This window comes from uncultured Microbacterium sp. (assembly GCF_900078385.1).
Classification (GTDB): domain Bacteria; phylum Actinomycetota; class Actinomycetes; order Actinomycetales; family Microbacteriaceae; genus Microbacterium.
The window spans coordinates 48,004-62,536 of the sequence record NZ_FLQR01000002.1 but is presented as its reverse complement, the minus strand read 5'-3'; the positions used below and the strand labels follow the sequence as shown (position 1 = coordinate 62,536).

At 65.2% G+C, this 14,533-nt stretch carries 8 protein-coding genes; 3 read left to right on the top strand and 5 right to left on the bottom strand.

Translation table 11 applies throughout. From position 1 onward, the window contains the following. The first annotated feature begins 323 nt into the window (after positions 1–323). The 3 genes from QZL85_RS04335 to QZL85_RS04325 all read left to right on the top strand — a co-directional run bounded on the left by QZL85_RS04335 (position 324) and on the right by QZL85_RS04325 (position 6,794). A complete protein-coding gene (locus QZL85_RS04335; RefSeq protein ID WP_295574093.1) occupies positions 324–662 on the top strand; it encodes a hypothetical protein in 339 nt (112 codons plus the stop codon). 140 nt (positions 663–802) lie between these two features. Continuing rightward, the gene (locus tag QZL85_RS04330; protein ID WP_295574089.1) at positions 803–5,641 is read left to right on the top strand and encodes a PKD domain-containing protein; all 4,839 of its coding nucleotides are present in this window, start codon (positions 803–805) and stop codon (positions 5,639–5,641) included. 43 nt (positions 5,642–5,684) lie between these two features. After that, positions 5,685–6,794, top strand: coding sequence for a glycosyltransferase (locus QZL85_RS04325; RefSeq protein ID WP_295574087.1), 1,110 nt, complete (start codon positions 5,685–5,687; stop codon positions 6,792–6,794). Here the strand turns inward: QZL85_RS04325 and QZL85_RS04320 are convergent. The 5 genes from QZL85_RS04320 to QZL85_RS04300 all read right to left on the bottom strand — a co-directional run bounded on the left by QZL85_RS04320 (position 6,766) and on the right by QZL85_RS04300 (position 14,432). Then, positions 6,766–7,809, bottom strand: a complete 1,044-nt coding sequence (locus QZL85_RS04320) for an acyltransferase family protein (RefSeq protein ID WP_295574084.1) — start codon at positions 7,807–7,809, stop codon at positions 6,766–6,768. The genes QZL85_RS04325 and QZL85_RS04320 overlap by 29 nt on opposite strands. Continuing rightward, positions 7,806–9,071, bottom strand: coding sequence for a hypothetical protein (locus QZL85_RS04315; protein ID WP_295574080.1), 1,266 nt, complete (start codon positions 9,069–9,071; stop codon positions 7,806–7,808). Before QZL85_RS04315 ends, QZL85_RS04320 begins: the two co-directional genes overlap by 4 nt. 98 nt (positions 9,072–9,169) lie before the next feature. Continuing rightward, a complete protein-coding gene (locus QZL85_RS04310; RefSeq protein WP_295574078.1) occupies positions 9,170–11,593 on the bottom strand; it encodes a right-handed parallel beta-helix repeat-containing protein in 2,424 nt (807 codons plus the stop codon). A 162-nt stretch (positions 11,594–11,755) separates the two neighbouring features. Beyond that, positions 11,756–13,189 carry a polysaccharide biosynthesis tyrosine autokinase gene (locus QZL85_RS04305; protein ID WP_295574074.1) on the bottom strand — a complete coding sequence of 478 codons (1,434 nt, stop codon included), beginning with the start codon at positions 13,187–13,189 and terminating at the stop codon, positions 11,756–11,758. 70 nt (positions 13,190–13,259) lie between these two features. Beyond that, on the bottom strand, positions 13,260–14,432 hold the full coding sequence (locus QZL85_RS04300) for a glycosyltransferase (RefSeq protein ID WP_295574071.1): 1,173 nt from the start codon (positions 14,430–14,432) through the stop codon (positions 13,260–13,262). Positions 14,433–14,533: the final 101 nt, after the last annotated feature.

Below are 14,533 nucleotides of genomic sequence, written 5' to 3'. Positions count from 1 at the left end.
AGGGTGCGGGCGCTACTCGCCATGCACGGTGGGTGTGGTTGAGCGTCGGGGCGGCGGTCGTCGTCGCCGGTGTCGTGACCATCAGCGTCATCTCCGGAAGCGCGTCGCCGTCGGCTGGTCCCACGACGACTCCACCCTCTGCATCCGCTTCGCCTGGGCCCGCGGAATCTGGCACCGCTCCACCAAGTGGGTCGCCTTCGCCGAACCCGACCCCGACGCCGACCGAATCGTCTACGGACGAACCGGAAGCCCAGCCCACCCCTCGCCCGACAAAGCCGCCGGTCGACATCGATGCCACCGCCACAGTGGAGGCGGGTCTGACTGTGAGCCTCACGTCCATTCAACCGTTCGATGGCACGGTCACGGTTCCCGGCGAGGAAGCGGGCCCGGCACTTCTGGTCACGGTCGAGGCAGTGAACGGCTCCAGCCGGGGGATCGACACCCCCGCAGTCATTGTGAACGTCTATTACGGAGCTGATGCCCGGCCCGCCGGCATCCTGACACGTCCGCGCACCGACTTCCCCCCGACCTTGAAGGCGGGAGCGACGGAAACGGGAAAGTTCGCGTTCACGGTCCCGCGCGACCAGCGAGGCAGTATTCGGGTTGAAGTCGACTTGTCGGTCGGTAGCCCGGTCGTGTTGTTCGAGGGCAAGGCTCCCTGACGCGAACCTCCCACGATCTGACGTTGTCCGAAAGTGCTCCGGGGGGTTAGGATCGCCCTGATCGCCCAAGGGGACGGGCGACACTGGGGGATGCAGGCGCGAGGGGTCGCGGTTGCATACACGACAATTGGGGAACGTTCGTGCAATCGACGAATTTTGCGCGCAAAGCTCTGGCTTCGCTCGCGACAGGTGCGGTAATCGTTGCTCTCGCGCTCATCGCGCCGACCTCCGCAGCAGCTGCCGCCGAGGATACCGAGGAGGCTGTGACGGCTACCGCCGCCACCGAGACCGTCTCGGCGGACGCTCTGCCCACCGTGCAGATTGGCGACGGTTCGTCCGCGCGAAACTCGGACGGCCAGGGTGGCGTTGTGTACGCGACCGAGATCGTCGGGAACACGGTGTATGCCGGCGGCTCCTTCGCCACAGCGAGGCCCGCCGGATCCCCCGCGGGCACGAATGAAGTGACGCGGAGCAACTTCCTCGCTTTCAACCTCACGACGGGGAATCTGTTGCCCCTCACCGCGAACTTCAACGGGACGGTCCGCGACATCGCTGCAACGCCCGACGGTAGCAAGCTTGTCGTCGTGGGCAACTTCACTCAGGTCAACGGCATCACGCGCAACCGCGTCGCGGTGTTCGATCTGCCGTCGGGGAACCTGACCGCCTTCACAACGCCCCCTAACATCAACGGGCCGGTGATGGCTGTCGCTGTAACCAACTCGATTGCCTACATCGGCGGGTACTTCAGCGCGGTCAACAACGAGGAGAGTGTTCGACTGGGGGCAGTCCGCCTCACGACGGGCGCCATCGTGGCAAACTTCCGAGCATGGTGGCGCGATCCCGCGGACGCGACCAACAAGAAGCAGGCCACTATCTACGATCAGCAGATCCAGACGATGGCCGTCAATCCCGAGGGTACGCGCCTTGTCGTAGGCGGCAACTTCACACGCGCTCTGTATACGAGCGCGGGCGTGAATGCGTACTCCAACAACCCCGGCTACGGCCTTGCCCTGTTCGATACGGCTACAGCGTCCACCACCGTTCCCCTCGCTGCCAACGCCGAGGTCCGCAACGGCAACACGGACGGCGGCATCATGAACCTGAAAACGGACGGAGAGAACGTCTACGGAAGCGGATGGGTGTATGGCCAAACAGGCAACGTAGAAGGCTCCTTCTCGTTCCGGTGGGCGGACACCGGCATCAATTGGGTCGAGGACTGCCATGGCGACACGTACGACATTGCGCCGGTCGGCGACGTGGTCTACTCCGCTTCCCATAAGCACTATTGCGGCAACAGTGGCGGCTTCCCGCAGGAGAACCCGTGGACCTTCTACCACTCCACGGCTTGGACGAAGGAAGCCACCGGCGTCAACAAGGCGGACATCTACGGCTACCCGCACCACGCCGGCGTGGCGGCCCCCGGCCTCTTGAACTGGTACCCGCAGTCGGTGCCCGGCTTTAAGACCGGCGCGACCCAGGCAGCATGGAGTGTGGCAGGCAACTCCCAGTACGTCGTCTACGGCGGCGAGTTCCTCGCGATCAACGGCACGGCGCAGGAGGGGCTCGTTCGATACGCAGTACGGTCCATTGCCCCCAACAAGCAAGGACCGCGCCTGACAATCGTGCAGGAGCGCGCCGCTGTCGCAGCGGGCGTGTCTGTCTACGACTGGTGGGCACCGAAGATCAGTACCTTCATCGGCGGATCCCTCCGTGTCTCGTTCCCCACGATCTTCGACCGTGATGATCTCGACCTCAGCTATCGGCTCTACTTGGACAGCGAGAACACGGCCGGGCTAGTCGAGGAATGGCAGCTGTCGAACCGCTTCTGGGAGGGGAAGACGCTCCGGACGCTGATAGACGGACTGGACCCGGATTCGACACATCGGGTGAGAGTGGTGGCCACCGACCCGAACGGCAACACGTTCAAATCGTCGTGGAGCGAGGCCACCGTCAGCAATGCCACTGTCAGCCCGTACCTTCAGTCCGTCTTCACAGACGACGTGCTGCACCTCTGGCGTCTCGGCGAGGCCTCGGGCAACTCGGTCGATGTCGCGGGGGACTCGGCCATGACACTCAGCGGGCGGATGAACCGCAACCAGGTGGGCGCGCTCACGGCGGACGCGGACCGCTCGATCCAGTTCAACGACAGCTTCCTTAGCTCCCAAAACAATGGCAGCGGCGGCTCGAGTAACAGCGAGTCGGGTCGCAACGAGTTCTCCATTGAGACGTGGTTCAAGACGACGACGACCAGTGGCGGCAAGCTCGTCGGATTCGGCAACGCGCGCACGGGATCCTCGAGCTCGTACGATCGGCACTTGTTCATGAACAATGCCGGGCAGCTGATCTTTGGGGTTTACCCGAATACCGTGCGCGAGATCACGACACCGACCAGCTTCCGTGATGGACAGTGGCACCACGCCGTGGCGACGCTCGGGAGCGAGGGAATGCAGCTCTACGTAGACGGCGTCCTGCGTGCAACCCGCTCAGACACCACGAACGGGCAGGGCTACAGCGGGTACTGGCGCATAGCGAACGATAACCTCGGTGGTTGGAGTGGCGGATCGTCGACTCAGTTCGAGGGATCTCTCGACGAGGTCGCGATCTATGGGGAGGCGCTTCCGGCCGAACGCGTGTCCGCGCACTACACCGCGGGCAAGACGGGCGCGCTGCCAAACACCCCGCCCGTCGCCACGTTCGGTGTCCCGGATGTAGACGAGCGCACTGTGACCGTGTCGTCTCAGTCGACTGACGATGACGGCACCATCGCGTCCACGATGTGGAACTTCGGTGACGGCTCCGCCGAGGTCTCGGGCGCGAACGCATCGCACACCTACGCGTCGCCCGGCATGTACACGATCACTCTCACCGTTACCGACGATGACGGGGCGACCGACAGCACGACACGCGACGTGACGGTGACGAACAACGCCGCGCCGACAGCGGTCATCGCAACCCCGACGATCAACGGCCTCGCCGTCAACGTCTCGGGCTCAGCCACTGACTCGGACGGCACGATCGCTTCGTACTCGTGGGACTTCGGCGACGGCTCGGCCGCGAAGCCGGGAGCAACGGCATCCCACACCTACACTGACGGCGGTGACTACACGATCACCCTGACGGTCACAGACAACAAGGGTGCGACGGGAACGGACACGCGTCAGGTCACGGTCACCGCACCCGCGAACGTCCCGCCGACCGCCTCGATCGCCAACCCGACCATCAGTGGTCTGGACGTCGATGTCGTCGGTTCGGGAGTCGACTCGGACGGCACGATCGCCTCCTACTCGTGGAACTTCGGTGACGGGTCCGCAGCGGTGCTCGGAGCGGCTGCCGCCCACACCTACCCCGAAGGGGGCGTGTTCACGATCACGCTGACGGTGACCGACAACGCGGGCGCAACGGGCGCGGCAACCCGCCAGGTCTCGGTCATCGAGCCCACCACGGGCGCGCTCGCCAGCGATTCGTTCGATCGGACGACATCGAACGGTTGGGGTTCTGCGGACCTTGGCGGGGCGTGGACGGTGCGTGGCGGCACGACGCTGTTCAGTGTGGGCAGCGGCGCGGGCAAGATCAGTCAGCCGACCTCACGCGCGCTCACGACCTACGCCGACCTCAATTCGGTGTCGGCCACCGCAGCCCGGGTAGATGCGGTGTTCAGTCTCGACAAGATCGTGGAAGGCCAGTATGTCGGCGTGATCGGCCGCAGGGTCGGGTCGGACTTCTACGCCGTGCGCATCAAGTCTGAGGCGGGTGGGACCGTGCGCCTCTTCCTTCTCCAGACGAACGGTGCCATCGGGTCGTCGTTCGTTGTGCCTGGCCTGACGCTGACCGCCGGCGACAAGTACGTCCTGTCGGTCGAGGTGACCGGTACCGGGCCCACCAGCGTCAAGGGGAAGATCTGGAAGCAAGGCACGACCGAGCCGGACTGGCAGCGTACGGGCACCAACACCTTTGCTGGACTCCAAAGCGCGGGGGCTGTTTCGCTCCTCGCTTACACGCCGAACACGCCGACCCCGGCAGTGGTCTCGTTCGACAGCGTCAAGGCTGTCGATCCGGCTGCACTCCCGCCGGTCGACCCGGAGAATCAACAGCCGACCGCCGCGATCGCCGTTCCGACCGTCAACGGGTTGTCGGTCGACCTCAGCGGCTCCGGAAGCGACACCGACGGCACGATCACGTCATACGCGTGGAACTTCGGCGACGGAACCTCGGGCAATCAACCATCGGTCACCAAGACTTACGCGACCGGGGGCACCTATACCGTGACGCTGACCGTGACCGACAATGACGGCGCCACAGGCACAGCCACTCGGTCGGTGACGGTGTCGGACCCAGTGGAGCCGGGGGCCGGTGTACTCGCTGAAGATGAGTTCGAGCGCACCGCGTCCAACAGTTGGGGAACCGCGACAGTCGGCGGCGCGTGGACGCTGCGTGGCGGGACCAACCGGTTCAGTGTGAGCGGAGGTGCGGGCAAGATCACACTTCCGGCCGGGCAGGCTGTCACCGCGTACGCGGATCTCAACGAGATCTCATCGACGAGCACACGTGTCGAGGCGGTGTTCAGCCTAGACAGGATCGTCGAGGGACAGTATGTCGGGGTGATCGGCCGCAAGGTCGGTGCCGACTTCTATGCCGCACGGATCAAGGTGGAAGCGGGGGGCGCGGTCCGACTGTTCCTGCTGCAGACCAGCGGAGCGGTCGGCTCGTCGCTCCTGTTGCCGGGCCTCACCCTCACCGCTGGGGACAAGTATGTCCTGTCCGTAGAGGTGACCGGGTCTGGACCGACGAGCGTGAAGGGGAAGATATGGAAGCAGTCGGAGGTCGAGCCCGACTGGCAGCGCTCGGGTACCAACACATTCGCCGGGCTTCAGTCCGCAGGTGCGGCCTCCGTCTTCAGCTTCGGGCCGAACCTCGCGACCGGAGTCGGAGTGGCGTCGTTCGACTCCATCCGCGTGACAGATCCGTCGGTGGCCCCCTGAGTCCGCCGGCAGGTCGCCGAGCCACAGCTCAGACGTTCGAGCGATGACAGCCGAGCCGCTGTTGCGTCACGTCCAGATGTACGACGTCGCGCGGACTGCTCACTTCGAACGCGCCCTTCGCAGCGGCGCGCACACCACGATTCTCTTCGCGTCGCGTCGCTACGATTTCGACGAGGTGCTCGCCAGGGCCGTGGCCGCGCGGCGTGCGGGCGTGTGGGGTGCTTTCTGGTACACCCTCCGGAACGACGTCGATGTTCTGGAGACGGCAGAGCCGCTTGTTGCGCGCGCTGCCCCTCGCACGCTCGCTGCGGTGTTCGGAACTCGACTCAGGCGGCTGATCGGGGGGCCTCGCACGCGAGTCGTGGCCTACGCGATCGAGAACAAGGACCCCTGGCAGGGCCACGAATCCCTCCCGTTGTACGCCCGGCTGAAGTTGCGCGCCCAGCTGGGCCTCCTGCCCCTCGTATGGAGGCAGCTCGACCGTATCGCCTACGGTACCGACCAGTGCGCCATCCTCTACAACAGTCGGTTTCCCGCCGCACGCCGCTCACATAGGCGACCGGAGGAGCGGACGGTCGCGGCGCTCCCGGCCGCAGAGGCCGTCGGTGGCCCGCGCGATGCCGTTGTCACGTTCCTCGGAGATTTCTCCCACCGCAAGGGGTTCGACCACGTGCGTCAGGCGTGGCCATTGGTCGCGGCTGACAGATCTGACGCGAAGCTGGTGCTGATGGGCAAGGGTGGTGGAGTGCGCGAGGCAGAGGGCCTGGCGGAATCCCTGACATCCGTCCGCGCGGTGATCGACCCTGATCGAGACACTCTCTTCGCCGAACTCGCCGGCACCAAGGTCCTCGTGCTGCCGTCGCAGCCGCGTCCGCGCTGGCGGGAGCAGGTCGGGCTTCCGATCGTCGAGGGGCTGGGCCGTGGCTGCATCATCGTGACGACGTCCGAGACAGGGCTTGCGGGGTGGCTGTCGGCGAACGGCCATTACGTGATTTCGCCCCCGGACGATGTCGATGCTCTCGCGGGTGCTCTGCTTCGTGCGCTTGCCGATCCACGCTCGCCTGCGGATGTCGTTGCCGAGCTACCGGCCGTCGACGGTCGCGTGGAAGCTGAGCGGTGGATGCTCAGGGCACCCGAGCCGGCGACCCGCTGAACCACGCGGGTGCAACGTAGAGGTAGCGCAATGCTCCTCGGTCCGCGACGGCGTGGGCGATGGTGAGGGAAGCGGCGATCGCCGTGGCTGCGACCGTCGGGACAAGCAGCCAGCCCCACGAGGATCCCGCGAGCAAGTCGTTCGGGAGAAGTGCGAGCAGCCATCCGATGAGGAGAATGATCGAGGTGTGGGTGACGTAGACGGGGAGCGTTTGCGCTCCGAGGCGACGTAACCCGCGCCAATGCGAAATCACCTTCGCGACACCGAGCCCTGCGATCAAGCCGACCACACTCGTCGCGAAGTAGTAGCCCGGTACCGTTCTACCCCATCCGAATGCAGTGCCGAGCACCGCCATTGCGAGCCAGAGAACGAATCCCGCGGTCAACACCACCGCTGGCAGCCGTTCCGATGCGCGGAGGATCGTGGAGCGCAGATGCAGGCCCACCAGGAAGAAGAAGAAGTATTTCGCCAAACCCGCCCACCCTGTGTTCGCTTCCGGGAACCATTCAGCGGACCACGAGAGGGACACGAAGGACAGCACCGCCGTGCCTGCCAGCTGAACTGACACGGGCAGTGCGAAGAGCAGTCGTGCGATGACGAAGAAGAAGGCGAGCGCCCAGATGAACCACAACTCGAAGCGGGGGGCGAAGGGCAGGAACGGAATCTGAGCGAGCTGTGCTAGGTAGTTGCCTTTCGCGCCCTGGAGGTTCAGTCCCAGCATGAAGGTGAACGTCGCGATGACGCTCCATAGGAGGTAAACCCATGCGAACAGCGAGAGTTTCACGCCCCAGAGGGAGCGCCACGGCGCTGTCATCCACTTCTGAGCGAACAGACCCGCGAGCAGGAAGAAGACGGGTAGCCGAAGGGTCGCGATCGTCTCGTTCACGAGGACCCATCCGGTGACCTCGAGTCCGGCTTCGCGGAGCCACTGCGCGGTGTGAAAGAACACGACGAGTGCAATCGCAAGGCCGCGGCCCGCGTCGACCCAGCCCAATCGGTTGCGTGCCGTCGTCATGCGCGCGGAATTCCGGGAGTGAGGCGGGTCAATGAGGGGAGCATCTCGCGATACCCGTACGTCGCGTGGGCGATTGCCAGCGACAGCGTCAGCATCATGATCGTGAGAGCCGACCCGTAGGGACTGAACACGAGGTCCCACAGCCCCCGCAGCGTCACCCAAGCGAACAGTGCGGTGATCGCCCCGTTCTCGTAGGCCGAGAGAGAGCCCCTCACCATCACGACCAGGAGAATGACTGCCAGCGCCGCGCCGAAGAGGCCGAACCAGATCCACAGGTCGCCCAGCACCGAATGCACCTCGACGGCCGCGCCGAACATGAAGCGCTGGACATAGCCGTTGTCGGGGTTGTAGCCGATGCTCATCATGGCCTGCTTCGCGGCGGCGATGTCGTCGTAGTCGGCCTTGATGCCCGAGCCGAGCCCCAACGGATGCCTCGCGACAAGTGCCGCCGCAGCCGCCGCTTCGGGTCGTGCACCGAGGAGGAGGTTACCGCCCGTGGCTTCGAGCTGAGCCGCGGTCCGGGCCCGTGTCGCCTCGCCGAAGGCGCCTTCGACGATCGCCGACTGCAGCACGAAGAAGGTCGCCATGCCGATGCCGACGACCGCGATGATGAGGCTGGTCCCACGACGATGGCGTCCGGTGCTGCTCACGACCTTCTGCCACAGCAGGATGGTGGCCGCCAGCAGGAGGAAGGACGAATTGGACCGCGAGTCGTTCATGAGCCCGATGCCCGCGAGCGCGACCAGCGCGCCGATCGAAAGCCATACGCGTCGCTGCGACGACACAAGGGCGAGGACGAGGAGTGTCAACGGAATGGAGAATGTGAATCGCCACGTGGTCGGCTCGCCCAGCGACAGCGGGATGCTGAGCACGGCGCCGACGCCGAACGCCACGCAAGTGGCGGCGACACCCACGACTCGGTGGGACCAGAGCAGGAAGCCGATCCCCGCGACAAGGTTCACTAGTAGCGCGGAGCGTTCGAAGGTCGCGGCGCTGATGGTCGTGTGCGTGATGGCATGAATAGCCGTCAGCAGTGCTCCGGAGGCCGCCGCGGCCGCTGCGACGATGGCGACCAGTGCCCAAGTTCGGCTCGCCGCGGCGATCCTGACCCAGACCGGAACCAGGGCAAGGACGACAATTGCTCCCGCGGTGAGCCCGAACGCGAGGTCGTAGTCGAATCCGAGAATAGTCGTCCCGGCGAGGGCCACGACTCCGCTGGCGGTCATCGCCGGTGCAGACCGGGTGCGCACCATCAGGCTCATAGCGCTCCCCTTTCCTGCCGCCGCCGGTCGGGAGAGGCCGTACCCCTCGACACAGGTAGGCGCAGTCTACCAATGAGACTGCGCCCACCTTGCCGGGATCAGTACGAGCTGATCGCTCCCAGTCTCGGGCTTGTTCCCACGCCGATGGCCGCTGCGACGGGAGATAGCAGGGTTCGCGCGACCGTTGTCGTCGACGTCTTGGCCTCCGGCGTCAGAGCGAAGTTGGAGGCGACTATCGAGGTGCCTTGCAGCAGCTTTGAGGCCTTGTCTCCTCCGGTGTGGGCGCGGAAGTCCTCGAGCGTCTTGAAGCTGCGGGTCCCTGCGCTTCCGTTTGCCCAACAAGAGAAGTTTGCGGGTGCGGTTGCGCTCGTGCGCCAGTAAAGGTTGCCGTCCATCCTGATGCCGAACTCGTTGCCGTACTTCTTGAGCGACAGATCCTGCGACAGAATCGGGCAGCTACCTGAGCCATATGCGATCACGTTGTTGCTCACGCTGATGTCGGAGACAACCCACGGGATCTTCGCCGCCAGTGTGGAAACCTCTTGACGACGCTCGTCTTGCATGAACTCGAGCGCTCGGTCGTTCGCGGCGAGCGTGTTGTTCCACACGTCGACGTCGCCGGTGTTGAAGATCGCGATGCCTCGCCCGTTCTTGACGGAGTAGTTGTCAGCGATAATCGCCTTCTGTGAGAGTTCCACGAGCAATCCCGTGCGGGAGTGCCCTTCGAAGGTGTTGCCCGTGATCGTGATGTCGTACATAGAGACATCGAACCAGGCGCCCATCGGGCCGTTGCTCCGGAAGACGTTATCGACGATCTTGACGCCGTCGGAGGCGCTGAACTTGAGACCACCCGAGGACGGCGCCCAGTTGAACTTCTCGGCGTTGTTGCCCGTGATCAGACTGCTGCGTAGCGTGAGGTTGTTCGCCTTGTTAGCGCCCACGCCCATCAGACCGTTCTTGGTCAAAGTGAGGTTCCGGTAAGTGTGACCCTGCGCCCATCCGAAGAGGCCGATGGTGGCGTTCTCAGTGATCACCAGGTTCTCGACTGTGGCTCGATCGACTTCCGTCGAGACGGTGCCCAGTTCCGCAAGCGTGGTGGCATAGCGCTTGACGCCGAAGCCCCGCAGGGTGGTGTCCTTACCGTGGACGCGAATGGCTTTGGCAAGAGTGCTTGCCTCCACCTTCTTACCGGAGGGATCCGTGCCCAGGATCAGACGGTCGCCGGCCTTGTCGACGTAGAACGTGCCAGCCTGGACCTGCGCAGCCGAGGCGACCTGCTTCTGTGCGACGCCGTTGATCCACACGCCGTCGGGGTGCCCGGCCATCGGATAGGAAGGATCGACGAAGCGGCGCGACAGATCCTCGCCCCTCGTGTACGACACGCGGGAGTCGAAATCATAGCTCCAGCCGGTCTTCGACCACGTCGCCCCCGACTTGGTAAAGCCGCTCACGAGGGATGCGCCGTCGAACCACACCGCTTCGTTAGGGTGCGCCTGGATGGTGAGCGCCTTACCGCTGGGGACGTAGACGTACTCGTGGTAGGTGCCGCCGCGAAGAACAATCGTCTTGCCACTCACCGACTTGTCCACTGCGTACTGCACACTGCCGTACGGGTCGGCCTTGGTGCCGGTTCCCGTCTTCGTACCCTTGGCGGCGACGTAGATGGCACCGCTGGGGACGGCATAGGCCGCCTGCCCGACAGGCACCGAACCGACTGACGTTGCGGTGGGGGCGGGGGCCGGGGCGGGGGCCGGGGCCGGGGCGGGAGTGGTGGGGGCCGGCAGGGTGACTGCCACGCCCCCTGTGACGGTGGTGCTCGTGGTTCCCTTGACGACCGCGATGTTATCGGCGCGCACAACTGTGGCCACGCTCGACGCGGAGAGGTAGGTCCCTACCCCGGGCGTGCCGGCCGTCGCGATGCGGTTTGCAGTACCGTCGTTCGCGCTGACCTGCCAAGCGGGCGTCGCAGTCCCGACCAACCATGCGCGAGCCTGTAGCTTCACCGGACTTGTGCCGGAGACAGCGAACTCGACATGGAATGCCTTGCCAGCGGTGATACCCGTCGCGACCGTGCGGGGGTCAGCGATCGTCATCTCTTTCGCTGCCGAGCCGTCCGTCCGGCTGATCCAGAGCGACAGTCTCCCCTGCGTCATGACTCTTGCCCGTGCTTGGTATTGGTAGCCGGGCTTCATGCGCTGGGCAAGGCTGATCGTTGCGCCGTTACCTGAGGTGTAGCTCCGGTCAACGGAGAAAGTCCCGCCGATCGTGCCGTCCAACTGGCTGACCGAGGGGAGCGAGGCGACGGCATTCGCGCCGGGGCTCAGCGTGACGGTGCCCGCGGTGCCGTCCGTGGCGAAACGGCTCGCGCTGGCAAGCGTGTACTTCTGGCCGGTCGGGGCCGCGCCCCAGCCGGAGGCGGTGCGGCTGAAATCATCATGGACGAGCGCGGTTGCCGGCGCGAGCGCGGCGGCTGGGGCGACTGTCCCGACGACGATCATTGCAGCGACAGCTGCGACCCCCATGGTCAGTCTTCGGACTGCGCTGAGCGCGCGGGAAGGGTGCAGCTTAGTGCGTGAGTTCATAGGTGTGTGCCGGCGGGGTCGGGAGCGCTCGGCGATTGCCCTATGTAATCAGACGACTGTCCGTCTCCCGGGGCGATGAGAGCATTCTCACCGCCCCGCACCTCACCGTGTTCCTTGTTCCGCGGTCGCGGAGTGGCCCCGGGCGCGAGATCCATCGGTGGCGGGCGGAACTGGCGACGCCGCGGGTACCTCGCCATAGTGCGCGTCGCCGTAGCGACTTCGCACTCGGCGAGGGAGTCGTGTGAGGACGACTCCCAACACGCTCACCGACGAGGAGTCCAGCGACTCGACCACCTTGCGCAGTGCGCGCGACGACGTGCGCTTGTAGCGCGTCACCAGGAGCGCGCCGTCCGTCATGTTCGCCAGCCACTTCGCGTCCGTCACCGAGAGAAGAGGGGCCGAATCGACGATCACCAGCTCATAGATGTCGCTGGCGTCCGTGATGAAGTTCCGCATCAAGTCGCTGGCGAGCAGTTGGCTCGGGTTCGGAGGAATCGATCCTGCGGTCAAGACGTGCAAATTGTCGAATGCCCAGCGCTGCGCCGCGGTCGGGAGGGGAACGTCGCCCATCAGGACATTTGTGAGGCCGACTGCTGGTTCCAGCTGTGTGAGCCCGCCGAGCGATGGGTGACGCAGGTCCGCGTCGACGAGAAGCACATTCTTTCCGGATTCTGCGAGTATCAGGGCGAGCGCGGAGGCTACAGAGCTCTTCGACTCCTGTGGTGCGGCCGAGGTCACGACGAAGGAGCGAAGGCCACCCCCCATCCCCAGGAAGCTGAGGTTTGCCGCGAAGCTGCGGATGCTCTCCGCCTCGATGCCGAGATGATCGCTGAGTATGGCGCCCGGGAGCGTCTTGTCGCTCCGGGTAGTGACGATCTCACCGACGACAGGCACTGTGGTGATGCGCGCGACGTCCTGCGCGGACCGGATCGTTCGCCAGAGCAGTGTGCGCACAACCGCAAACGCGATGCCGAGGATCAAGCCTGCTGCGAGCCCCATCAGCGTATCCAGGCGGGTGTTCGGGGCTATGGGGAATCTCGGCTCGGTCGCGCCGCGGATGGTGGTGAGGCGAATGGCAGGGGTGCCGTTCTCCGTGGTCGGGGACACTTGGTTCTCGACCACATTCGTGAGGCTACGCATCGTCTCGTCCGCGATCGCGCGCGCCAACGTGCGACTCCTGCTCGTCACACCGATCTCGACGATGAGCGTGTCGAGCGGAGCAGAGGCGGAGATCGTGCCGGCGAGTTGCTCCGGTGTCGTATCGAGCTTCAGTTTCCGGATGACCGGTTCGAGCACGATCTCCGACTTCGCCAGTAGCACGTACGTGCCCACCAGGTTGCCGATGTAGTTACTGCCCTGCACGAGCTCGGACGTCGTGCTGCCACCATCGCTCGTCACGAGCGCGGCGGTTGTGGAACGGAACGTCTCCGGGAGAGACGAGGAGTACACGTAGGCGGCACCGCCGCCGACGGCGGCTAGCAGGAGAACAATCAGCCAGTTCCGCCAGATCGCAGCTAAGTAGTCACCGAGTGACATACGGACCCCCTCCATCGTGCGCAAGCCAGACTTCCGAGCAGGCGGAGATCGGCGGACCTGTGGAGTCATTCTAGGTGTCGCGAGTAGGAGTTTCCGACCTGCGCCCGCTTGGTCTCCCAGCGGCACGGAGGACGTCCGCGATCTGCTCTCGATAGGCGGTAGGGGAGTGCCGCTCGGCCGCGCTTCTCGCGCTGGCGTGGACCTCGTCTCGGACCGTCGACCACTCGTCGATGATTCGCTGGAGCGCGTCCGCGATCGCTCGGGCGCTGTCCGGTTGGGCGAGGAAGGCGGTCGAGTGCCCTCCGGCTGCCTCTCGGAGCCCGCTGGTGTCGCTGGCGATGATCGGCCGTAGTGCCAACACTCCCTCGACAGCAGTGTTCCCGAAAGGCTCGTCCACCCGGCTCGGCACCACGAGCACGTCTGCTGCTTCGAGGAACGGCCAGATGTCGGCATGGAATCCGTGTAGCACGACACGTCCCGTGAATCCCGCAGCCGTGATCCGGTCCGCGAGTTGGTGCTCGTACCACTGATACCCGTCGAATGCGGACCCGACCAGGTCGATTCTGGTATCGATACCGCGCTCGTCGAGGAGCCGTGCAGCTTCGATCAACAGATCTGGGCCTTTGCGGGGTGAGAGGCGACCGACGTAGAGCACCCGCAGGGGGCCGTCGATGGTGGCACGGGGGTTGGTTGGGTGCGGCGGAGAAGCGACGCCGTTATAGACCACCTGAGCACGTGCGCCGAGCCGGGGAAGGCTCCGGGCGACGGTGTTCCGGCTGAAGTCGCTGTTGACGAGGACAGAGGTTGCCCAGGTATGGGGCATGTAGAGACCTGCGTTGACGGCGCGACTGCCAGAGGCTTCGGCCTCGTGCACATGGCTGACCACCGGGATGGACATCATGTTGCCTGCAACGGGCCATTGCGGGATTGTGACCGTGTTGACGTAGATGATGTCGGGGCGCAAGCGACGCAGGAGTCGCCATGCGGCGGCCCATCCGCGCAACGAGAGGCGTGCTAGTTCCGGCCATCCTCGTGGCCGGAGAAGCGCTTTTCTCAACACGAGCATGGGGACGATGACCACTTCGGCGCCGGCGTCCCGCAATTCGGCGATCAGTGGGCCGCCGGACGGCACAGCTACGACCGTCCGATATCCCGATCCCACGGAGGCGATCACGCTTTCGAGGAGCATTCGGTCTGACCCGAAGAGCTCCGTCCCGGGGTGAACGAACAGCACGGTAGGCATGGCCCATCCTCTCGTATGGCGCGGTGGAATGGCGTCCCACGCCTGGGCCGCGCGGTTGCCCCGCGTGGCGCGGCTAGTCTGGTGGCAACGGTGGTTTTGGA

What these genes read in the sequence shown, in the direction of transcription:
- QZL85_RS04325 (WP_295574087.1), top strand. Translation starts at nt 5,685, where the DNA reads ATGACAGCCGAGCCGCTGTTGCGTCACGTCCAGATGTACGACGTCGCG.
- QZL85_RS04320 (WP_295574084.1), bottom strand. Translation starts at nt 7,809, where the DNA reads ATGACGACGGCACGCAACCGATTGGGCTGGGTCGACGCGGGCCGCGGC.
- QZL85_RS04315 (WP_295574080.1), bottom strand. Translation starts at nt 9,071, where the DNA reads ATGAGCCTGATGGTGCGCACCCGGTCTGCACCGGCGATGACCGCCAGC.
- QZL85_RS04310 (WP_295574078.1), bottom strand. Translation starts at nt 11,593, where the DNA reads ATGGGGGTCGCAGCTGTCGCTGCAATGATCGTCGTCGGGACAGTCGCC.
- QZL85_RS04305 (WP_295574074.1), bottom strand. Translation starts at nt 13,189, where the DNA reads ATGTCACTCGGTGACTACTTAGCTGCGATCTGGCGGAACTGGCTGATT.
- QZL85_RS04300 (WP_295574071.1), bottom strand. Translation starts at nt 14,432, where the DNA reads ATGCCTACCGTGCTGTTCGTTCACCCCGGGACGGAGCTCTTCGGGTCA.